The following is a 20,093-nucleotide window of genomic DNA, read 5'->3' on the forward strand; positions in this document are numbered from 1 at the left end:
CTCCCCCCTCCAGCATCAGGCGTCGCCAACGATAGAGCAGGTTCGGAGCCACGCCATTGCGGCGCGCCACCACCGAGATGCTGGATCGCTCGTCTAGGGTCTCTTCGACGATCCGCAGCTTCTCGGCGCCACTCCAGCGACGGCGACGGCCACCGTCGGTGATGATCTCAACGTCAGACATAAGCACGTGCTTAGGGCTGTCCCTAAGCCTCCATGGTCATGCCCAGGTGTCCGGTCAAAATGGGGGCCAGTTCAGCAGCGTCGTGGCGGCGGTGATGGCTCCTTCGGGATCGGTGGTGCGGCGGGCGAGGGCTTTGGTCCAAGCCTCCTCCACGGCAGCGGCGTTGAAGGCTGTCAGAGCGCCAGAGACCGCCCTGTCACTGGGACTCCGCTGCGGGTTCTCCAGATCGTCAATGAGCGGGGTGAACGCCTCGGTGAGGAACTGGCGACGGCCAGCGTAGCCATAGACGGCATCCCGTATGAAAGGCCAGAACGCCTTGAGGGTGCGGTATTGCCGGACGAAGTCAGGGATGCGGTCCCGAAGCTCCGGGTCCGTCAGGACCTCACGTCGCAGGAGGGGATAGCGGGAATCGTCATGGCTTCCCCCAGTGGCGGCGTCGATCAGGATGCTTTCCAGGGTCCTGACACGGTCCAGCTTGGATGTGGGGAGGTCGGGGTCGGGAAGAAGGCTCATAGTGGTCTTTGTGCCGCCTCATGGCCGTCGCAAGAAGACGGCTGTTCCTTACCGTGTTGGGATATGCCCTCGGTTCCCCCATGCATCTATGGTGAACCAAGGTGTCCAAGGTAATACCCTTCATGGTAGATCATCCATAATAGATCATCTTCCATAGCGATCCCCCTATAACAGGTCATACCCAAGGTCCCCACCCAAGGCCCCTCCTTGGGTTCCCCTCTGCTGGCATGTTCCTCCCAAGGCATCCTCTTGGCCCTGCCCCTTGGGTTCCACCATGACGCAATAGAAACAAAACAGACAAAGTATCTGCCTTGTCCCCGCTGCTCCTCATTCCCTCTTTGGACCCGTCCAAGGGACCGAGGGTTGTCCAAGGCGGTTCAGCACCAACCCCGGGGTGGCCTTGGTCTCCTTCTGGAACTCCTCCCTCAGCACGGTTGCGGCGAGGTCCACCTGGGACTCCGGGACAAGGATGCTATCGTGGATCGGCAACCCCGGGACTCCCGCCTCCCGCAGGCGTGTTAGGGTGGCCCTCAGGATGCTCGCCTCTACGCGCTGGAGGTCGCCCCAGGTGATCCCGCTGTCAGGAAGTTGGGCCAGGGCGGGGATGGCCTCTACGATCCGGTTCACGGTCTCCTGGAGCTTGAAATCCCGGTTGAGGGTCCGTCCCGTCTCGGCCCTATACTCGTCCGCCAGCCCTTGGGGCCATTGCTTCACGCGCAGGTGGCCGTTGCTGAGGAGGACGCTGACCATCCTCTTCACCAAGGATCGGGGGATGCGCGGGACCAAGAGGTAGGGATCGGCTCCCTCGGGCAGGAGAACGCCCAGGAGGGCATGGTAGATCGTCGGGTGGCTGGCCTTCAGGTCCACTTCCACCACGGCCTCTCCGTTGATCCTGAGGGCTCTGCGGCCCTCTTTGGGCCAGTTTTGGAAGTTGTCCTCGCTGCTGGATGTGAGCCGTCCTCCCCACGCCAACTCCCCAGGCCGATCCTTGTCCTCCCCGAAGATGGCGACGAGCTGGGGGGCCATCGGTGGGTCGTAGCTCTGCTTCGCCAGGAAGGCGTTGAAGGAGCGGACCTCCTCGGCAATTCGGTCGGTCTCCGCTGTCCTGGGGAACTTCACGGCCTCCTTGATCTTGCGCCCGCCGCGTCGGCCCTCTGGTCCCTCCAAGTTCCTTCGCAGGATGACCGGGTAGGTCGCGTCGTGGGACCTCTCGTAGTGTTCCCTCAGGTTCTCCGGGGTGATTCCGTGGTCTGCCGCCAGGGCCAGGAGCTTGGTGGTAGCCCGCAGGCGGGGGGCACGGCCCATGACCTTGCCGGACCCGCTGACATAAGCCCCATCGAACTCATGCCCGTGCCGGATGCCTTTTAGCCGTTCCATGAGGCCGAGCCGGGGCCAGACCGCCTTGACGGCCCTGTATTGGGGGAGCGTGGCCTGGGTCTCGGTGAAGTAGGGGCTGCTCTCGGGACGGAAGCACCAGCCCTCGGAGGCGTCCTTTGTCCGGGCCATGAGGAGGTCACGGGTCAGCGCGGCGATGGTGGCCCGCAGACTCGCCATAGCCTTGGCGGTGCGTCTCCTCTCCCGAGACCCCGGGACGGACTCCTCATTGGCAAGCGTCAGCTCGACAAGGACCTTGGTCAACCGGTGCGCCGCCTCGCTCACAGGGGCAGTGGAGGAGTTCGGCCATGGGAGCGGCGAACAGGACGGACGAGGCAGGCTTTTGGATGGTCATGGGGTTGCCCTCGGGTAGGTCATGGAGCGCGGGGGGACCTACCCGGAGCAGAAGCCGTGTTCAAACGGTATGTTGCTTCTATACAACACCCTTCTTCCAAGGGGCCGGATCAACAATGCCCGACTGATTTGATAGTGTTTGTGGCAGGGTTACGGGAGGACGAGGTCGGGCATCGCATCGCTCTCCGTCTGGCCCCCTACACCTCGTAGCGAGGCAGCCGCTTGATAGCCTCGTAAAGGGGCTCCACTGGGACCTCCCCATAGCCTGCCGATGCGCTCCCGTCCGCGTGGCCTTGGATCGCATCCACAACCCACCGCTCGATGGAAAGCCTGCGGGCCTCTGTCTTGAGCCGGTGCCGCCATGCGTGGTTGGGCTGGACGCGCTCATCGGTGATCCCCACCACGTTCCTAACCCAGCCAGTGATCTTCTGTCCGACATGCTCGGCGCGGGTTTTGGGAACGTCCCCTTCCTGCAGCTTGAAGAACAGATAGCCCTCGGGGCGGCTGTTCACGAAGTCAAGGAAGCCCATTTCGACAAGATGCGGGTGAATCGGGACAAGTCGCTGTTCGCCCGACTTGACCGATCCGGCCTCGGGGGTGATCCGCAGGCAAGGGATGCCCTTATGTGTTTCCACGTCCTGCTTCCGCAGCTGCATCATCTCGGTGATCCGCGCCCCGCTGTAGGCGCAAAGCCACGGTCCCCAGCGGATCGCCCGCTTGTTGTCCTCCGCCATCCTGCCAAGGCCATTAGGGGCCTTCAGGGCCGCAGAGAGGATCGCCTTAGCCTCCTCATCGGTGAAGCCGGTGGATCGCGTCTTGACCGCCTTCTTGACCTCCACCGTCACATCAGCGGCGGGGTTGTCCGCGATGCGGAACCTCTTCTTGCCGACCGTGAAGACCCGTTTGACCGCAGCAAGGTATTTGTTGCTGACTGTGCTGTCGCTCAGGCCCTTCTCATGGCGCAGATGCTCGGCCCAGTCCGCGATCTGCTTGGGTGTGATGCGCTGGGCGTCCTCGTGGCCCAGGAACTCCGTCAAACTGTCGAGCTTCTGGCGGAAGTCTCTGGCCGTTTTCTCTGGCCCGCCCGCAAGCAGATGATCGGCCTTCCACAGGTCGAACAAGTCGGAAAGCGTCACCTTCGCTATGGGTGATGCGGGCACCTTTTCAGAGGCTGGCAGAACCAGTTCGGGGAAGCGTTCGGCGTTCCGGTCCGGCGAGTAGTCACCTTCCGCCCTCCGCTGCAGGCAGATCAGCGCCTCCAGAGCGGCCCGAGCCATGGCGTCGAGCAGACGGCGACGGCTTCCCGCATCAACGGTCAGACCTGCCTTCTGCAAGAGGAGGTCGGCTTCCTCTCCGAACTGGCGCTCCTGGGCTTTGCTGGAGCCCTCTACAAGATCCTCGGCTGCCGAGATAGGACCGTCCCAAGACGCCGAGGAGCCAGGTTCTTCTTCGTGCTGGCGAACGAGGTTCCTATAGACTTGCCCTGCCAGCGCCTCGACCTGCTTGCCGGTCAACCGCACAGGGCCTGTCGCCTCCGCTTGGCGGAACTGGTTCCACAACTCCTGCACGGCTGCGGCAGCTTCGCGGTAACGCTCCCGCGCGATCTTCGCTACGACGGGTCCGCAGAGACACTTGGGCGAACTCCCCAAGCGTCACAGGACGGGGGGCTCCGTCCACAGGGATAAAGACCTTCTGTCCCTTCAGCTTGGCTACAAGATCGGCAGGGACTCGTTCCTTGAAGTAGAAGGTTTTGCCGCGTTCCATCGCCGCTGCCATCCGTAAGACCATGTGTGACCGCCTTGTGTAACAGTTGGCGGCTCAGACCCCCGTATTCACGAGGATTTCTAACAAGATCAAGGGGCTGAAGTGGTGCTGCAAGAGAGGATTGAACTCTCGACCTCACCCTTACCAAGGGTGTGCTCTACCACTGAGCTACTGCAGCACTGGGGCGCGTTCTAGCGGGATGCGCGACGAGCGCAAGGGGGTTTCGCGCGCGGCTGGACGTGACGCCGCGCCCGCTCTATGACCCTCCCCATGGCGGACCGGCGGCAGGGCAATCCCCCGACGAACTCACGCGAGGCGCGGCTCAAGGCTGCGCTCAAGGCCAATATCGCCCGGCGCAAGGCCCGCGCCCGGGACTTGGAGCAACCGGGCGAGCCCCCCGAGGACGACGCCTCTGACGCGACCCCCGAGCAGGAAGAATAACGCATGGATTCCATCATCGTCCGCGGCGGAGCCGAGCTCCACGGGGCCATCCCCATCGCCGGGGCCAAGAACGCCTGCCTCGCGCTCATGCCCGCGACGCTGCTGAGCGAGGAGCCGCTGACGCTCACCAACGCGCCGCGGCTCTCGGATATCCGGACGATGACGACGCTGCTGCAGTCGCTGGGGGCCGAGGTGTCCACGCTGGCGAACGGCAAGGTGCTGGCGCTGTCGTCGCACGGGCTGACGTCCTCGCGCGCGGACTACGACATCGTGCGGAAGATGCGGGCCTCGAACCTCGTGCTCGGGCCGCTGCTCGCGCGCGAGGGGCAGGCGGTGGTGTCGCTGCCGGGCGGCTGCGCGATCGGGGCGCGGCCGATGGACATCCATATCGACGCGCTGGAGAAGCTGGGCGCGCGGATCGAGCTGAGGGACGGCTACCTTCACGCGACCGCGCCGGGGGGCCTCAGGGGCGCGCGTGTCCCGCTGCGTTTCGCCTCGGTGGGCGCGACCGAGAACGTGCTGATGGCGGCCACGCTCGCCAAGGGCACCACGGTTCTGGAGAACGCCGCGCGCGAGCCCGAGATCGTGGACCTCGCCGAGTGCCTTCGGCGGATGGGCGCGCAGATCGAGGGGGAGGGGACCTCCACGATCACCGTGCAGGGCGTGGACCGGCTGGGCGGCGCGACCCATGCCGTCGTCACCGACCGGATCGAGCTGGGCACCTATATGCTCGCGCCCGCTTTCACGGGCGGTGAGATCGAGTGCCTGGGCGGGCGGCTCGACCTCGTGGGTGCCTTCGTGGAAAAGCTCTATGCGGCGGGCCTTGAAGTGACGGAGACGCCGCGCGGGCTGAAGGTGAAGCGCGCGAACGGGCGGCCCAAGGCCGTGGACGTCGTGACCGAGCCCTTCCCCGGCTTCCCGACCGACCTGCAGGCGCAGATGATGGCGATGCTCTGCACGGCCGAGGGGACCTCGGTGCTGGAGGAGAAGATCTTCGAGAACCGCTTCATGCACGCGCCGAGCTCATGCGGATGGGCGCGCGGATCGACGTGCATGGCGGCACGGCGACGGTGACCGGCGTGGAACGCCTGCGCGGCGCGCCCGTTATGGCGACGGACCTCCGGGCCTCGGTGTCGCTGATCCTCGCGGGGCTCGGGGCCGAAGGGGAGACGGTGGTCAGCCGCGTCTATCACCTGGACCGCGGCTACGAGCATGTCGAGGAGAAGCTCTCCGCCGTGGGGGCGAGGATCGAAAGGGTCGCCGCATGAACGACGCGCCGCGGGACGCGAGCTTCGCCGATGCCGACGAGGGGCCGCTGCGGCTGCGGGGGCTGGACGGCGAGGACCTGACGGTGATCTCGGCGCTAGTGCAGGACGCGGTGGTGACGGTCGGGGATGTGAGCTACCTGCGCCAGCACCGCCGCTTCGCCGCGCTGGTGAACCGCTTCCGGTGGGAGGGTCACACGCGGACGCCGGAACGGGTGCGGTCGATGCTGGTGATCGAGGACGTGCTGGCGGTCAGGAGCCAGGGCGTCGATCCCAGGGACAAGGATACCGTGTTGTCGATCCTGTCCCTCGGCTGGGAGCCGGGGGAGGACGGGGCCGGGCGCATCCTCGTGACGCTGGCCGGGGACGGGGCGCTGGCCATCGAGGTCGAGGCGCTGGAGGTGCTGCTGCAGGACGTGACGAAGCCCTATCTCGCGCCGTCTCGGAAGGCGCCGCACCATCCGGAGTAGAAGAGGCTGTCTGCCCTCCGAGGAGCAGGAAGCCATGGGGCGGGCTGCCGCCTTCAGCCCGCCAGGCGACCTTGAAACGCGATGCCCTCCGGTCCGCTGGCGAATGGCGAGCTGAAGCCCGCCCTGCGAAATCTCCCCGCGCGAGCGATTGAAGCCTTCCAGACGGCCCGCTAAGCCACGCCCGACCCTAGGAGGCTCGTGATGCCGCAGTTCCTGTCCACTCGTGATGCCGGCTTCGAGGAGGCGTTCCGCGTGCTCCTCGCCCAGAAGCGGGAGGACAGCCCGGATGTGGATGCGGCCGTCGCGGCGATCATCGCGGACGTGCGCGAGCGGGGCGACGCGGCGCTGGTGGAGCTGACGGAGCGATTCGACCGGGTACGGCTGACGCCCGAGACGCTGCGCATTTCCGACGACGAGATCGAACGCCTCTGCGCACAGGTGCCGGAGGCGGAGCGGGAGGCGCTCGGCCTCGCGGCGGAGCGCATCCGGGCCTACCACGCGCGGCAGATGCCCCGGGACGAAAGCTTCACCGACAGCCTTGGCGCGACGCTGGGATGGCGATGGACCCCGGTCTCGGCGGCGGGGCTCTACGTGCCGGGGGGGCTCGCGGCCTATCCGTCCTCGGTGCTGATGAATGCGGTGCCGGCCAAGGTGGCGGGGGTGAAGCGGCTGGTCGTGACGGTGCCGACGCCGGACGGGGTAGCGAACCCGCTCGTGCTGCTCGCCTGCCGGGTCGCGGGGGTGGACGAGGTGTTCCGCATCGGCGGAGCGCAGGCCATCGCGGCGCTGGCCTACGGGACCGGAGCGGTGCGCCCCGTCGACAAGATCACCGGGCCGGGGAACGCCTATGTCGCGGCGGCCAAGCGCCGGGTCTTCGGCAAGGTCGGCATCGACATGATCGCCGGGCCGTCCGAGATCCTGGTGATCGCGGACAGGGACAACGACCCGGACTGGATCGCGCTCGACCTGCTGAGCCAGGCCGAGCACGACGAATCGGCGCAGGCGCTTCTGGTCACCGACGACGAGGGCTTCGGCCGGGCAGTAGCCGAGGCGGTCGGGCGGCGGCTGGAGACGCTGCCGCGCCGCGCCATCGCGGGGGCGAGCTGGCGCGACTTCGGGGCGGTCGTCACGGTTCGCAGCTTGGACGAGGCGGCGGAGATCGCGGACCGGATCGCGGCGGAGCATCTGGAGCTGCTGGTCGGGGACCCGGAGGCGCTGGCGTCCCGGATCAGCCATGCCGGGGCCATGTTCCTCGGCCCCTGGACGCCCGAGGCGATCGGCGATTACATCGGCGGGCCGAACCATGTGCTCCCCACGGCGCGCACGGCGCGGTTCTCGTCGGGGCTCTCGGTCATGGACTTCCTGAAGCGCACCACCGTCTCCCGGATGACGCCCGCCGCCCTGGCGGCGCTGGGGCCCCATGCCGAGACGCTCGCCAAAGCCGAGCGGCTGGAGGCCCACGGGATGTCGGTGCGCGCGCGGCTGGACCGGATCAACGGATGACGAACCGGCTCGTCGCCATCCACATCGACGACACGGGCCTGCCCCGCCCCTCGGCGGAGATGGAGCAGGAGCGGAGGGTCGCGATCTTCGACCTGCTGGAGGAGAACCGCTTCACGCTGCCCGAAAAGGAAGGGCGTCCGGCCAAGGGGCCCTGGAAGCTCGACCTGTCGATCCGGGACCGGCGGCTGGTCTTCGCGCTCTCCACCGAGGCGGGGGAGCCGGCGGGCGAGTTCCACCTCTCGCTCGGGCCGTTCCGGCAGGTCGTGAAGGATTACTTCCAGATCTGCCGGAGCTACTACGACGCCGTGCGCAGCCTGCCGCCCGCGCAGATCGAGACCATCGACATGGCCCGGAGGGGCATCCACAATGAAGGGGCGCGCGTGCTCCAGGAGCGGCTGGAGGGCAAGGCCGAGCTCGACACCGACACGGCGCGGCGGCTCTTTACGCTGATCTGCGTGCTGCATCCGGGGGGCTGAGACGTGAACGCGGAACAGGGCCTCCCGAAACCCGCCGACCCGCTGCCCCAGTCCGTGCTGTTCTGCTGCGACCACAACGCCGTTCGGTCCCCGATGGCCGAGGGCATCATGAAGCGGCTCTACGGGACGGGCTGCTACGTCCAGTCGGCGGGCGTGAAGAACGACCTCGAGATCGACGGCTTCGCCATCGCCGTCTGCCAGGAGATCGGGGTGGAGCTGTCGCGCCACCGCGTCCGCAGCCTGGACGAGATGCGGGGCTGGGGGGACGACCTGTCGTCCTTCGACCTCGTGGTGGCGCTGACCCCGGCGAGCCTGCACCGCGCGCTGGACCTGACCCGGAGCTACGCGATCCATGTGGAGTACTGGCCGATCCTCGACCCCACCGGCATGGGCCAGGGACGGGAGGAGCGGCTGGGCTACTACCGGCAGACGCGCGACATGATCCTGGCCAGGATCCTGGAGAAGTTCGGGCCGGCCCGGTCGGGCTGGTCGCCGCCCGCCTGAGGGAACCGGACGCGGCGTCATGCGTCAAACGGATGCAGATGCCGATTGGCCTTGAAATGGCGGCCGAAGGCGGCCATCTAGGCGCCGGGCCGCCGTTTCGCGGCCTGATTCCATTTGGAGACCCCATGGCCAAGGAAGAACTGCTCGAATTTCCTGGCGTCGTGAAGGAGCTCCTGCCGAATGCGACGTTCCGGGTCGAGCTGGAAAACGGCCATGAGATCATCGCGCATACGGCAGGGAAGATGCGGAAGAACCGCATCCGCGTGCTCGCCGGCGACAAGGTGCAGGTCGAGATGACCCCCTACGACCTGACCAAGGGGCGGATCAATTACCGCTTCAAGTGACGCCGCCCTTGTGGAGGCGCCCGTGACGACGCTGGCCCCGGACCCCGCGCTGCGCCTGGTCCTGGGCTCGGCCTCGCCCCGCCGGCTGGACCTGCTCCGCCAAGCGGGGATCGTGCCCTTCGCCGTCCGCCCCCCTGAGATCGACGAGGACCCTGGCCGCGCCGAGGTGCCGCGCGACTACGTCCGCCGCATCGCGCGCGAGAAGCTCGACGCCGTCCAGGCGGACGAGGGGGAGGTCGTGCTCTGCGCCGACACCACCGTGGCACTCGGCCGCCGCATCCTGGGGAAGCCCGGGGACGAGGCCGAGGCAGGGGCAATGCTGGCGATGCTCTCGGGCCGACGGCACCGTGTCATCACCGCCGTGGGGGGTGCGGCGCGGAGAGAAGCACTGGGAGCGGATCGTGACCACCACCGTCGCGGTCAAGACGCTGACGGCGGGAGAGATCGCGGCCTACCTCGCCACCGGGGACTGGCGCGGCAAGGCGGGCTCCTATGCGATCCAGGGGCCCTTCGGGGCCTTCATCCCGTGGATCAACGGCTCCTTCACCGGGGTCGTGGGACTGCCCCTGACAGAGACTCTGGGGCTGCTGACGGCGGCGGGCTTTGCCGGAGGGATGCGATGAAGGGCCGGACCATCGTCCTCGACCACCTGCACGGGCGGGAGGCGGCGGCGCTGCTGGTGGACGGCAAGCTCGACGACCTGCTGATCGACGACGACTCCGCGCCTCGGCCCGGGACGGTCTATCGCGCGGTGACGGACCGGGGCCTCAAGGGGCAGGGCGGCATGATGCTGCGCATCCCCGGCGGGACGGCCTGGATGCGGAACGCCTCGGGCCTGCGGTCGGGCGAGCCGATGCTCGTGCAGGTCACGGGCGTCGCGGAGGGCGGCAAGGCGGTGCCGGTGACTGACCGCATCCTGTTCAAGTCGCGCTACGCCATCGTCACGCCCGGCGCGCCGGGAATCAACGTCTCGCGCCAGATCCGCGACGAGGAGGAGCGGGGGCGCCTGCTCGCCATCGCCGAGGATGTCTTCGACGCCGAGCATGGCCTGATCCTGCGGTCGAACTGCGAGGGTGCCGACGAGGACGAGGTCGCCGAGGACATCGCCGCGATGCGCGACCTCGCGGAGAAGGTGATGGTCGACGCCTCGGGCGATCCCGAGATGTTGGCCGAAGGGGACGGGCCGCACCTGCTGGCCTGGCGGGAGTGGAGCGCGCCAACGGTGGTCACGAAGCCCGGCGGCTTCGCGCGCGAGGGCGTGCTGGAGCAGATCGACGCGCTGCGCCAGCCCGAGGTGGCCTTGGGCGAGGGCTCGATGGTAGTCGAGACGACGCGGGCCCTCGTGGCCGTGGACGTGAACACCGGGGGCGACACCACGCCCACCGCCGCGCTCAAGGCGAACCTCGCGGCGGCGCGGGCCTTGCCGAGGCAGTTGCGGCTGCGGGGCCTCGGCGGGCAAGTCGTGGTGGACTTCGCCAACATGTCCAAGGGGCACCGCAAGCAGCTCGAGCAGTCGCTTCGGGACTCGTTCCGCTCCGACCCTATCGAGACCTCGCTCGTCGGATGGACCGCGATGGGCCTTTTCGAGTTGTCCCGGAAGCGGGAGCGGCTGCCGCTCGCGCATCTGCTGGGAGAGGGTTGAATGGCCTGCGCGATCTGCGGGAAGCCGGCTGATCCGAAGTACCGCCCCTTCTGCTCCTCGCGCTGCGCGGACATCGACCTCGCGCGGTGGCTGCGGGGGGATTACGTGATCCCCGGCAGCGTCTCCGAGGAGGAGGAACGTCCCGACCGCGAGGGGGAGCGCGAGGAGGGGTAGGGTGGCCCCTGGCGATGATCGTAGGGAGGGCTTCAGCCCGCCATGCTCCGACGGACAGGGCAGCGCGGCTTGCCGAGGTCGCGTGGCGGGCTGAAGCCCGCGCTGCGGTGCCTCCGCCCGGTCCCGCCTACCGCCAGATCGGGTTCGACCACGCCCTCCGGCCCGCCCTATCCACAACCGTGATCCGTAGCCAAGGCGAGGCGCGGAACCGCTCCATCGGCATCATGCCGCGGGTCATCGACTCGCCGTGGATGGCGCGGGAGGCGGTGCCCTGGCCGGAGACGATGATCGAGGCGGCGGCCGAGCAGGCGACGTGGACGGCCTCGTCGGTGATCTCGATGCCGCGCAGCTCGGGGCCTTGGGTGGAGTAGTAGGCTCCGGCCTTCAGCGCCGCCAGGAGGGCCTCGGGCTCGTTCGCCTCGGCCTTGACCATGACCCAGCCGCCGAAGTGGTCGGGCTCGGTGAAGTGCGCGTCGTCGGTGGCGCAGAGGTTCAGGCGGTGGCCCTCGCTCAGCAGCAGGTCGAGGGTGTGGAAGCCGTCGGGACGGTCGCAGCCGACCGCACAGCCGTGATTGTAGGTCTCGACCGCGTGGGCGATCCCGGCGAGGTCGCGGGCGTCGTCGAGCGTGAGGCCCGACCATTGCGGATGCGCGATGGCGACGTAGGCGCCGGCGTCGACGGCGCGTCGCGCGACCTGCGGGGCGGTCTCCTGGTCGGGGATCGGCAGAAAGGTCGGCGTGTTGGTCGGCGCGAAGTCCGGGGGCAGGCCCACGGCGAGGATGTGCCAGAGCTCGCCGTTGCGCATGGCCCCGGAGTGGAGCTCGGCCCCCAGGATCGTGGTGAAGCTGTTGGTGCGGAAGGGCAGCGTGTCCGCGATGGGGTAGCCGAAGCGGCCGACGAAGTGGTCGGTCAGCGCGAGGAAGTCGTAGCCCTCGCCGCGGTAGCGGCGGCAGACCTCCTCGGGGCTCAGGACCCCGTCCGAGAGCGTGGAATGCGTGTGGAGGTTGCCGCGCCAGAAGCGGCCGGGCTGGTCCCAGGGGGTCATCGGATCAGGCCCCGATCACGATCACGTCGCGGCCGGAGAAGCTGATCTCGACCGGCTCGCCAGGCTGGGGCGGGGGCGAGTCGGGTCGGTTGAATGTGTCAAGAAGGAAGGTCTGGCCCGCCGCCTCGGCGCGGACCCGGATCACGGAGCCCATGAACTCCACCGAATGCGCGGTGGCGGGCAGGACGATCTCGCGCCCCGAGGCGCGGCCGAGCTGCACCGCCTCGGGCCGGAGAGCGATGGGGACGGTGGCGCCCGCCTGTGAGGGAAGGGGGCGGCCGAGGTTCAGCGTCAGGCCACCGGAGGTCACGGTCCCGGTCGCGGGGTCGAGGACCCTGGCCTCGAAGGGCGTGAGGGTGCCCACGAAGCTCGCCACGAAGGGGGTGGCGGGGCGGTTGTAGATCTCGAAGGGCGTGCCGACCTGATCGGCGATGCCGGCGTTCATCACCACCACGCGGTCGGAGATGGAGAGCGCCTCCTCCTGGTCGTGGGTCACGAAGATCGTGGTGATGCCGAGCTGGCGCTGGATCTCTCGGATCTCGCCGCGCAGGCGGACGCGCACCTTGGCGTCGAGCGCCGAGAGCGGCTCGTCGAGGAGGAGGACCCGGGGACGCGGGGCGAGGGCGCGGGCCAAGGCCACGCGCTGCTGCTGGCCGCCCGAGAGCTGGAAGGGGTAGCGGTCCCCGTATTCGGCCATGGGCAGGCCGATCAGGTCGAGCATCTGGGCGACCCGAGCCTTGGATTCGGCGCTGTCCACGCCGGCGATGCGAAGGCCGAAGCCCACGTTCTGCGCGACCGTGAGGTTCGGGAAGAGCGCGTAGGCCTGGAACACCATGCCCACGTTGCGCTGGTTGGGGCGCAGGGGGACCATGTCCTTGCCCTCGAGCCGGATGGCGCCGCGATCGGGGCTCTCGAAGCCCGCGACCATGCGGAGGACCGTGGTCTTGCCGCAGCCCGAGGGACCGAGGAGCGAGACGAACTCGCCCTTCTCGATGGGAAGGGAGAAGTCCTTCACGACATGGTTGACGCCGAAGGATTTCTCGAGGTGGGAGATGTCGAGGTAGGCCATCAGGCTCCTGCCCGGGTGTGCTTCTGGAGGCGCGTCACGAGCTGGATCAGACCCATGCAGGCCCAGGTGATCGCGAAGGCGATGACGGCCAGGGCCGCCGGCTCGTAGGCGCGGTTGGCGCCCAGGATCTGCATGAACGGCCCGAAGGCCGGGCGGTCGAGCAGGGCGGCCATGGTGAATTCGCCGATGACGATGGCGAAGGTGAGGAAGGCGCCCGAGAGCACCGCCACGAGGACGTTGGGCAGGATCACCCGGAAGAGGATCGTGCCCCAGCCCGCGCCCAGGGACTGCGCGGCCTCGGTCAGGGTGCCGACGTCCAGCGTCCTGAGGCCCGTGTCTACGGCGCGGTACATATAGGGGAGCGCCAGCGTGGCGTAGCCGAACATCAGGAGCAGGTTCGTCCCCATCGGCGTCCCGGTCAGCGGCAGCCAGGACGAGGTGTTGTAGAGGCGGATGTAGCCGAACACGATCACGATGGCCGGGATCACCAGCGGCAGGAGCGTGACGAACTCGATGTAGGGGCGGATCCAGGGCAGCTTCAGCCGGACCCAGTAGGCGGTCGGCACGACCAGCAGGACGCCGAAGACGATGGTGGCCACGGCCATGGCGACGGAGTAGCCGAAGGTTTCCCAGAAGCGGGGGTCGGACAGGACCGAACCGTAGGCGTCGAGCGAGTAGACCCCTCGACGCATGGAGAGCGAGAACTCCGTCATGCCGACGAGCGGCAGAAGGAAGTAGAGCATCCCGAAGATCAGGGCGGCCCAGGCGAGGACGCGGGTCACTTGAGCCACCTTTCGGAGCGGGCGCGCAGGATGATGTAGATGGCGTTCGCGGCGGCGGTGATGACGATCATGCCGGTGGCCAGGGCATAGCCGAGATTGGGGTTCCCGAGCACGTCGCCCCGGATCTGCGCGAAGAGCTTGATCGGCACGATGTTGAACTGCGGCCCGGCCAGGGCATAGGCGGTCGCCACCGCCCCGAAGGCGTTGGCGAAGAGGAGCGCCAGCGTCCCCAGGAGCGAGGGGAACAGGATCGGCAGCGCCACCATGCGCCAGTACTGCGCGCCCGTGGCGCCCAGGACCATGGCCGCCTCGCGCCATTCGCGCTTGAGGCCGTCGAGGGCGGGCGTGATGATGAGGATCATCAGCGGGATCTGGAAGAACAGGTAGGTGAGGATCAGGCCCGGCGTGCTCAGCAGGTTGAAGCCGTAGGCGCGCAGGTTGATGCCGAAGTCCTTGCGGAGCCAGAGCGTGATGAGCCCCGCCGGCCCGATCGTGGCGATGAAGGCAAAGGCCAGCGGCACCCCCGCGAAGTTCGAGGCGACGCCGGAGAAGGTCAGCAGCGGCGAGCGGATCCAGCGCGGCAGGTTCCCGAAGGTCACGGCCGCCGCCATGGCGAAGCCGATGAGGCACCCGAGCATGGCGGAGAGGAAGCTCACCATGATGGAGTTCCAGTAGGCCGTGCGGACCGCCGGGGTGTTGAGCTCGACGAAGTTGCGGAGCGTGAAGCCCCCTCCGGGCTGCGGAAGGCGCCGAGCACGATGAACAGCGTCGGGATGATGAGGAAGAGCGCCGTGAAGATCACGAAGGGCGTCACGCCCAGCACCCGCCCGAGGGCAGTCGCGACGCCGGGCCTGCGCCGCGTCACGGAGGAGTCGGTCTGGGCCTGCGCCAGGGCCTCGGGCATGGGGGTGGTTCCGTCGAAAGGGCGCGCCCCAGCCGATCGGGAGGCCGGGGCGCGACGATGTCAGGGCCTCACTCGGTGACGTTGGCGCCGACGGTGCTGTCCCAACCGGCCTTGACCGCCTCGGAGTTGGCGTTGACCTGGTCCAGCGTCGGGAAGACGGCGGCGTCGTAGGCCTCGGCCGGCGGCAGCTTGTCCATCATCTCCTGCGGGACGACGCCGCGCTCCACGAGGTCGTTGAAGCGGATCGGGTGGCAGTAGCCCGAGAGCCAGTGGAGCTGGCCTTCGTCCGAGTAGAGGTACTCCATCCAGAGCTTCGCAGCGTTCGGGTGCGGCGCGTAGGCCGAGATCGCCTGGACGTAGACGCCGGCGAGCGAGGCGTCGGACGGGACCACGACCTCGACCGGCGGGTTGCCGGCCAGCGTGTCGCGCCAGCCGAGCGCGTTGTAGTCCCAGGCGACGATGATCGGGGTCGTTCCCTGCGCGAGCGTCCCGGCCTTGCCGATGACGGGGACGAAGTTCCCCGCGTCGTTGAGTTGCTTGAACCAGCCGAGGCCGGCCGTGGCGGCGGCCTCGCCGGGCTCGGCCCCTTGGGCCATGCCGGCGGCCATGACGCCCAGGATCGCCTGGTTCGAGGCGCGCGGGTCGCCCGCCAGGGCCACCTGGCCCGCGTAGTCGGGCTTGAGGAGGTCGGCGAAGGAGGCCGGGACCGGATCCACGAGGTCGGTGTTCACGATGAACGACATGACCCCGTAGTAGTCGCCGTACCAGTAGCCCTCGGGGTCCTTGGCGTCCTCGGGGATCGTGTCCCAGGTGGAGACCTTGTAGGGCTGGATCAGCCCCTCGGCCTGCGCCTGCGGGCCGAAGCTCAGGCCCACGTCGATCACGTCGGGGGCCTGCGGGCCGGTGTTGCCCTGGTTGGCGCGGATGGCCTCGAGCTCGTCGGCGGAGCCGGCGTCCGGATTCAGCTCGTTGACCTCGATGCCGGGATACTTGGCCTTGAAGCCCTCGATCACGGCGCCGTAGTTGCACCAGTCATGGGGCAGGGCGACGGTCGTCAGCATCCCCTCGGCCTGCGCGGCGGCGACGAGCTCGTCCATGTTCACGGCCGCGTCCTGCGCCTGGGCCATGCCCGCCGCGAGGGCCACGCCGGCGGTCGCGGCCAGCCACATCGTCGATCTCATTGGTGTCTCCCCTTGTCGTGCCGGCTCATCGGTGCGTCCGGCTTATGCCCGGTAATAGACGACTGAAACGGGTTTGTGACAATGGGTTTGTCACGAACTGACCGTTTGGTCAGATTCTTGTCGCTGCGTTCTCCGGGTCATGGAAGGGCCGGAGGGAGGGCCGCGCCGGCACCGTCTCGCCCGCGACGACCACGGCGTAGGAGGAGCCGAGGAGGGCCTCGTCGGTGAGACCCCCGGGGTCGCGGACGTAGCCGTAGCCGATGGGGGCGCCGACCGTGGGGCCGAAGCCGCCGGAGGTGAGGTAGCCCGCGGGCTCTCCGTCCCGCAGGATCGTCTCGCGGCCGAGGAGGACGGCGTCGAGGTCGGCGAGGCGGAAGCCCAGGAGGCGCTTGGTGAGCGGACCTCGGGCCTGCCGCTCCAGCGCCTCGCGACCGAGGAAGTGGCGGGGGGTGCGGAGCTTCGTGGCCCAGCCGAGGCCCGCCTCCAGGGGCGTGTCGTTGGGCGTGATGTCGGAGGACCAGGCGCGGTAGCCCTTCTCCAGCCGCAGCGATTCGATGGCGCGGTAGCCGGCGGGGCGGAGGTCCGGGTCGGCCTCCATCAGCGCGTCGTAGACGGCGGCGAGGCCGTGGAGGGGGACGTGAAGCTCCCAGCCCAGCTCGCCCACGTAGGTGATGCGGAGGGCGCGGACGGGCTGCCCGGCGATGGCGACCTCGCGCCAGTGGGCGAAGGGGAAGGCGTCGTTCTCGACGTTGGCCTCGGTGACGGCGCGGAGAATGTCGCGTGCGCGGGGACCCATGAGGGCGAGGACGCCCCATTCCTCGGTCACGTCACGGAGGCGCAGGCCCGAGGGGAGGTGGTCGTCGATCCAGGCGCCGTCGTGGGTGCGGAAGCCGGTGCCGGTGACGATGTAGAAGTGCTCCGGGCCGAGGCGGGCGACGGTGAGGTCGGCCTCGATGCCGCCGCGCGAGTTGAGGAGCTGGGTGTAGGTCAGGCGGCCCGGGGCCTTCAGCACGTCGCCGGCGCAGAGGGCGTCGAGGGCCTCGGCCGCGCCAGGGCCGCTGAGCTCGAACTTGGCGAAGGAGGTCTGGTCGAAGACCGAGGCGTGGGTGCGCGTGTGGCGGTGCTCCCGCGCGACGGCGTCGGCCCAGGCGGGGCGGTTCATGGAGGGCTCGTCCTCCGCGCCGGGCTCGTCGGCGAACCAGTTGGCACGCTCCCAGCCGAGCTTGGAGCCCATGACCGCCCCGGCGCCGAGGAGGCGCTGGTAGAGCGGCGAGGTGAGGCGGGGGCGGCCGGATTCGTATTCCTCGTGCGGCCAGGCGATGGTGTAGTGCTTGCCGTAGGCCTCGCAGGTGCGCTGGAGGACCCAGTCCCGGTCGGCGTGGATGGAGCCGAAGCGGCGGATGTCCACGGGCCAGAGGTCCATGGGGGCCTCGTCCTCCATGACCCAACTCGCCAGGGCCCAGCCCGCGCCGCCGCCCGAGGCGATGCCGAAGGCGTTGAAGCCGGCGCCGACGTAGAAGTTCTTCAGGTGCGGGGGCCGCCCGAGGATGAAGTTGCCGTCGGGCGTGAAGCTCTCGGCGCCGTTGATCATCCGCTTGACCCCGGTCTCGGCGAGGGCGGGGATGCGCTCGATCGCCTGCTCCATGTGCGGCGCGAAGTGGTCCCAGTCGTCGTCGTAAAGGTGGAACTCCTGGAACGGGACCTCGCCCGTGCCGAGGGGCTGGGGGTCGGGCTCGTAGCCGCCCATCACGAGGCCGCCGACCTCCTCCTTGAAGTAGGTGCGGCGGTCGGGGTCGCGGAGGGTGGGGGCGTTGGGGGCGAGGTCGGGGATCGCCTCGGTGACGATGTACTGGTGCCTGACGGGCTGGAGGGGGACGACGGCGCCGGCCATCGCGCCCACGTCGCGCGCCCACATCCCGGCGCAGTTCACGACCTTCTCGCAGTGGATCGGGCCGAGGGTGGTCTGGACCGTGTGGATGCGGCCCTCGTCCATGTCGAAGCCGGTGACGCGGATGCCCTCGACGATCTTCGCCCCGGCCATGCGGGCGCCCTTGGCGAGCGAGGCGGCGATGTCGGCGGGGTTGGCCTGCCCGTCGGTGGGGAGCCAGGAGGCGCCGACGAGGTCGTCCACCTCGAGGAGCGGCCACATCTCCTTGACCTCGCGCGGCGGGATCAGCTCCATCTCCATCCCGAAGCTGCGGGCGGTGGTGGCGAGGCGCCTGTATTCCGTCCAGCGGTCGGGGTTGGTGGCGAGGCGGAGGCAGCCGGTCATCTTCCAGCCGGTGGCGAGGCCGGTCTCCTCGTCGAGGCGCTTGTAGAGCTCGACCGAGTGCTTGAGGAGGCGGGTGACGCCGGCGGAGGAGCGCAGTTGGCCCACGAGGCCGGCGGCGTGCCAGGTGCTGCCGGAGGTGAGCTTGCCCTGTTCGAGGAGGACGACCTCGGCCCCGTGGTCGCGGGCGAGGTGGTAGGCGGTCGAGCAGCCAACGATGCCGCCGCCGATGACGACGACCTGGGCGTGGGTGGGGATCATTCGAGGCGTCCGTGGCGGGATTGAAAGGCGTCGAGGGCTTCGTCGAGCTTCGCGAGGTTCTCGGCGGCGTAGGCGTCGTAGTCGGCGCCGGGGGCGCTCAGGTGGATCGCGGAGGCCATGGCCCACATCGACTCGCGCAGGAGCGAGGCGCAGGCCATGGCGTCGAAAGCACGGCGGAGGGGCTCGTCGGGGGGCTGGCCGAAGTAGGCGGTGAGGAGGGCGTCGGACTGGGCTTTGTCCATGCCGGCGTTCGAGGCGGCTCCCGCAAGGTCGAAGAGGGGTGAGGCGAAGCCCGCGTATTCGTAGTCGATGAGCCAGAGGCGGCTTCCGTCGTCGAGGAGGTTGGCGGGGAGGAGGTCGTTATGGCCGAAGACGAGATGCAGTGGGGGCTGGGTCCGTTCGAGCGCGCGGGTGAGCGCGAGGAGGCGGGGGACCTGCGGGAGGTGCGGGCTGTTCCCGGCCGCGAGGGTCCGGGCGTAGTCGCGGGCCATCAGGAAGGGCGAGAAGAGGTAGGGGGGGCCGGAGACTTCCTCGGGCATCTTCTGGTGGAAGTCGCGGAGGAGGGTGGCGAGGCGTTGCGGGTTGGCGCGGACCTCGGCCGCGTCCCAGGTGCGGGAGGTGACGAAGGCGGTGACCATGACGCCCTCGGCGGTCCACTCCACGGCGGGGGCGAAGCCGGCGGCATGGGCGGCCCGGGTGGTCATCTGCTCCCGCGCGCGGGAGACGTGGTGGCAGGGGTAGTCCCGGCCGAAGCGGACGACATGGGCGCCGGCCTCGTCCTCGACCTTCCAGATCTCGTTGGAGAGGCCGCCGGGGAGCGGCGCGGCGCGGGGCCTGCCCGTCCAGCAGGGCAGCGCCGCGATGCGGTCGGGCGCGGGCGCCAGGTCCATGAGGTCTCCCCGTTTGGCGGGGAGTGAAGGGCAGGGGCGGGGGCGGAGTCAACGGCTCGGTTGGGTGAGTCGGGGATTGAGAGGTCGCTACGGGGCGCGGCACGGCCGGAGGATCGGGGGGGCCATGCGGTGGCCGTTCGGTCGAAGGGCGCCCCGCCGGGAGCTTCCCCGCCCGAGGTCCGGGGCCGAGGACCCTGCCGTGACGCGCGGCTGCGTGGATCGGGGCGTGGGCCGTGAGAGGCGCGGCCTGCGGCCCCCCGGAAATACGATTGCCCCGCGTGGCCACCGGGGGGCTCCGGCCTCGCGGGTTCAGGGCGCGCGAGGGGGAGGGCCGGACCGCTCAGTCAAGAGCGGGTCGGGGTCCTGGGGACATCTCACCTTGGTCCACGTATCGTCCGCCCAGGGCTCCCGGGACATTGCCGCGTCAGCAGGACCCCCGCGCGCTATCGCTACACCATCGCTCCTCTCCCTTTCCGCCCCCCTGCCGCGCGCTGCCGTCCTCAGGCCCTTGCCCTGTCGGATCTCGGAGCGGCGCGGCTCCGGGGCTCTCCCGCTTGTCCGACCCGTCCCCTCCGCACCCAAAGGTGGTCACACGAGGGGCCGGGGTCTGCGCCCCTCCTGCACCCGGGGTGCCCTCGACGGGCGGGGGTGGTCGGGGGAGGGGCGGAGGCGAAGCGGGGCCTTGGG

The 20,093-nt window shown here is 69.2% G+C and carries 18 protein-coding genes, 1 tRNA gene and 3 pseudogenes; 10 read left to right on the forward strand and 12 right to left on the reverse strand.

Annotated features, from left to right (window positions below):
- The 5 genes from RUMESO_RS20040 to RUMESO_RS20060 all read right to left on the reverse strand — a co-directional run.
- A partial coding sequence (locus tag RUMESO_RS20040) for a transposase (protein WP_037282929.1) occupies positions 1-181 on the reverse strand: 181 nt, incomplete at its 3' end.
- Positions 182-235: 54 nt separating this feature from the next.
- Positions 236-694 (reverse strand): hypothetical protein, encoded by a 459-nt coding sequence (locus RUMESO_RS20045; RefSeq protein WP_051521537.1) that lies wholly within the window; start codon positions 692-694, stop codon positions 236-238.
- Between the two features lie 327 nt (positions 695-1,021).
- Positions 1,022-2,332, reverse strand: coding sequence for a hypothetical protein (locus RUMESO_RS20050; protein WP_156363038.1), 1,311 nt, complete (start codon positions 2,330-2,332; stop codon positions 1,022-1,024).
- A gap of 287 nt (positions 2,333-2,619) precedes the next feature.
- The gene (locus RUMESO_RS20055; protein ID WP_156363039.1) at positions 2,620-3,981 is read right to left on the reverse strand and encodes a site-specific integrase; all 1,362 of its coding nucleotides are present in this window, start codon (positions 3,979-3,981) and stop codon (positions 2,620-2,622) included.
- 308 nt (positions 3,982-4,289) lie between these two features.
- Positions 4,290-4,364: transfer RNA gene (locus RUMESO_RS20060), tRNA-Thr, on the reverse strand.
- Positions 4,365-4,456: 92 nt separating this feature from the next.
- Here RUMESO_RS20060 and RUMESO_RS25920 point away from each other — a divergent pair.
- The 10 genes and pseudogenes from RUMESO_RS25920 to yacG all read left to right on the forward strand — a co-directional run bounded on the left by RUMESO_RS25920 (position 4,457) and on the right by yacG (position 11,005).
- Positions 4,457-4,627 (forward strand): hypothetical protein, encoded by a 171-nt coding sequence (locus RUMESO_RS25920; protein ID WP_169791211.1) that lies wholly within the window; start codon positions 4,457-4,459, stop codon positions 4,625-4,627.
- Between the two features lie 3 nt (positions 4,628-4,630).
- Positions 4,631-5,895: pseudogene (gene murA, locus RUMESO_RS20065) on the forward strand (UDP-N-acetylglucosamine 1-carboxyvinyltransferase).
- Complete coding sequence (locus RUMESO_RS20070) at positions 5,892-6,362, forward strand: DUF2948 family protein (RefSeq protein ID WP_037282934.1); 471 nt, start codon at positions 5,892-5,894, stop codon at positions 6,360-6,362. The pseudogene murA and the gene RUMESO_RS20070 overlap by 4 nt, the downstream one beginning before the upstream one ends.
- A 201-nt stretch (positions 6,363-6,563) precedes the next feature.
- Positions 6,564-7,865: a histidinol dehydrogenase gene (gene hisD, locus RUMESO_RS20075; RefSeq protein ID WP_037282936.1), complete on the forward strand. Its 1,302-nt coding sequence runs from the start codon at positions 6,564-6,566 to the stop codon at positions 7,863-7,865.
- The gene (locus RUMESO_RS20080; protein ID WP_037282938.1) at positions 7,862-8,341 is read left to right on the forward strand and encodes a UPF0262 family protein; all 480 of its coding nucleotides are present in this window, start codon (positions 7,862-7,864) and stop codon (positions 8,339-8,341) included. The genes hisD and RUMESO_RS20080 overlap by 4 nt, the downstream gene beginning before the upstream one ends.
- A gap of 3 nt (positions 8,342-8,344) precedes the next feature.
- A complete protein-coding gene (locus RUMESO_RS20085; RefSeq protein ID WP_281177590.1) occupies positions 8,345-8,845 on the forward strand; it encodes an arsenate-mycothiol transferase ArsC in 501 nt (166 codons plus the stop codon).
- Between the two features lie 125 nt (positions 8,846-8,970).
- Complete coding sequence (infA, locus tag RUMESO_RS20090) at positions 8,971-9,189, forward strand: translation initiation factor IF-1 (RefSeq protein WP_007205486.1); 219 nt, start codon at positions 8,971-8,973, stop codon at positions 9,187-9,189.
- 22 nt (positions 9,190-9,211) lie between these two features.
- Positions 9,212-9,812: pseudogene (locus RUMESO_RS20095) on the forward strand (Maf family protein).
- Entirely contained in the window at positions 9,809-10,831 is a 1,023-nt protein-coding gene (locus RUMESO_RS20100; protein WP_037282945.1) for a ribonuclease E/G, read from the forward strand. Before RUMESO_RS20095 ends, RUMESO_RS20100 begins: the two are co-directional and overlap by 4 nt.
- Positions 10,832-11,005, forward strand: a complete 174-nt coding sequence (gene yacG / locus RUMESO_RS20105; protein ID WP_037282947.1) for a DNA gyrase inhibitor YacG — start codon at positions 10,832-10,834, stop codon at positions 11,003-11,005. It abuts the gene before it with no gap.
- 127 nt (positions 11,006-11,132) lie between these two features.
- On the opposite strand, the gene RUMESO_RS20110 is transcribed toward yacG, so the two are convergent.
- The 7 genes and pseudogenes from RUMESO_RS20110 to RUMESO_RS20140 form a co-directional block, all read right to left on the reverse strand.
- Complete coding sequence (locus tag RUMESO_RS20110) at positions 11,133-12,050, reverse strand: PHP domain-containing protein (protein ID WP_037282950.1); 918 nt, start codon at positions 12,048-12,050, stop codon at positions 11,133-11,135.
- Between the two features lie 4 nt (positions 12,051-12,054).
- A complete protein-coding gene (locus RUMESO_RS20115; protein ID WP_037282952.1) occupies positions 12,055-13,119 on the reverse strand; it encodes an ABC transporter ATP-binding protein in 1,065 nt (354 codons plus the stop codon).
- Positions 13,119-13,862 carry an ABC transporter permease gene (locus tag RUMESO_RS20120; RefSeq protein WP_211262942.1) on the reverse strand — a complete coding sequence of 248 codons (744 nt, stop codon included), beginning with the start codon at positions 13,860-13,862 and terminating at the stop codon, positions 13,119-13,121. Before RUMESO_RS20120 ends, RUMESO_RS20115 begins: the two co-directional genes overlap by 1 nt.
- 35 nt (positions 13,863-13,897) lie before the next feature.
- Positions 13,898-14,805, reverse strand: a pseudogene (locus RUMESO_RS20125) (ABC transporter permease).
- A 68-nt stretch (positions 14,806-14,873) separates the two neighbouring features.
- Entirely contained in the window at positions 14,874-15,986 is a 1,113-nt protein-coding gene (locus RUMESO_RS20130) for an ABC transporter substrate-binding protein (RefSeq protein WP_245639354.1), read from the reverse strand.
- Positions 15,987-16,095: 109 nt separating this feature from the next.
- Positions 16,096-18,516 carry a GcvT family protein gene (locus tag RUMESO_RS20135; protein WP_037282960.1) on the reverse strand — a complete coding sequence of 807 codons (2,421 nt, stop codon included), beginning with the start codon at positions 18,514-18,516 and terminating at the stop codon, positions 16,096-16,098.
- The gene (locus RUMESO_RS20140; RefSeq protein WP_037282961.1) at positions 18,513-19,406 is read right to left on the reverse strand and encodes a phosphotransferase; all 894 of its coding nucleotides are present in this window, start codon (positions 19,404-19,406) and stop codon (positions 18,513-18,515) included. Before RUMESO_RS20140 ends, RUMESO_RS20135 begins: the two co-directional genes overlap by 4 nt.
- Between the last annotated feature and the right edge of the window lie 687 nt (positions 19,407-20,093).

Source organism: Rubellimicrobium mesophilum DSM 19309, from assembly GCF_000600335.2.
GTDB lineage: Bacteria > Pseudomonadota > Alphaproteobacteria > Rhodobacterales > Rhodobacteraceae > Rubellimicrobium > Rubellimicrobium mesophilum.

Coding starts and splice junctions, on each gene's coding strand:
- RUMESO_RS20045 (WP_051521537.1), bottom strand. CDS start 694: ATGAGCCTTCTTCCCGACCCCGACCTCCCCACATCCAAGCTGGACCGT.
- RUMESO_RS25920 (WP_169791211.1), top strand. CDS start 4,457: ATGGCGGACCGGCGGCAGGGCAATCCCCCGACGAACTCACGCGAGGCG.
- RUMESO_RS20070 (WP_037282934.1), top strand. CDS start 5,892: ATGAACGACGCGCCGCGGGACGCGAGCTTCGCCGATGCCGACGAGGGG.
- hisD (WP_037282936.1), top strand. CDS start 6,564: ATGCCGCAGTTCCTGTCCACTCGTGATGCCGGCTTCGAGGAGGCGTTC.
- RUMESO_RS20080 (WP_037282938.1), top strand. CDS start 7,862: ATGACGAACCGGCTCGTCGCCATCCACATCGACGACACGGGCCTGCCC.
- infA (WP_007205486.1), top strand. CDS start 8,971: ATGGCCAAGGAAGAACTGCTCGAATTTCCTGGCGTCGTGAAGGAGCTC.
- RUMESO_RS20100 (WP_037282945.1), top strand. CDS start 9,809: ATGAAGGGCCGGACCATCGTCCTCGACCACCTGCACGGGCGGGAGGCG.
- yacG (WP_037282947.1), top strand. CDS start 10,832: ATGGCCTGCGCGATCTGCGGGAAGCCGGCTGATCCGAAGTACCGCCCC.
- RUMESO_RS20110 (WP_037282950.1), bottom strand. CDS start 12,050: ATGACCCCCTGGGACCAGCCCGGCCGCTTCTGGCGCGGCAACCTCCAC.
- RUMESO_RS20115 (WP_037282952.1), bottom strand. CDS start 13,119: ATGGCCTACCTCGACATCTCCCACCTCGAGAAATCCTTCGGCGTCAAC.
- RUMESO_RS20120 (WP_211262942.1), bottom strand. CDS start 13,862: ATGCTCTACTTCCTTCTGCCGCTCGTCGGCATGACGGAGTTCTCGCTC.
- RUMESO_RS20130 (WP_245639354.1), bottom strand. CDS start 15,986: ATGAGATCGACGATGTGGCTGGCCGCGACCGCCGGCGTGGCCCTCGCG.
- RUMESO_RS20135 (WP_037282960.1), bottom strand. CDS start 18,516: ATGATCCCCACCCACGCCCAGGTCGTCGTCATCGGCGGCGGCATCGTT.
- RUMESO_RS20140 (WP_037282961.1), bottom strand. CDS start 19,406: ATGGACCTGGCGCCCGCGCCCGACCGCATCGCGGCGCTGCCCTGCTGG.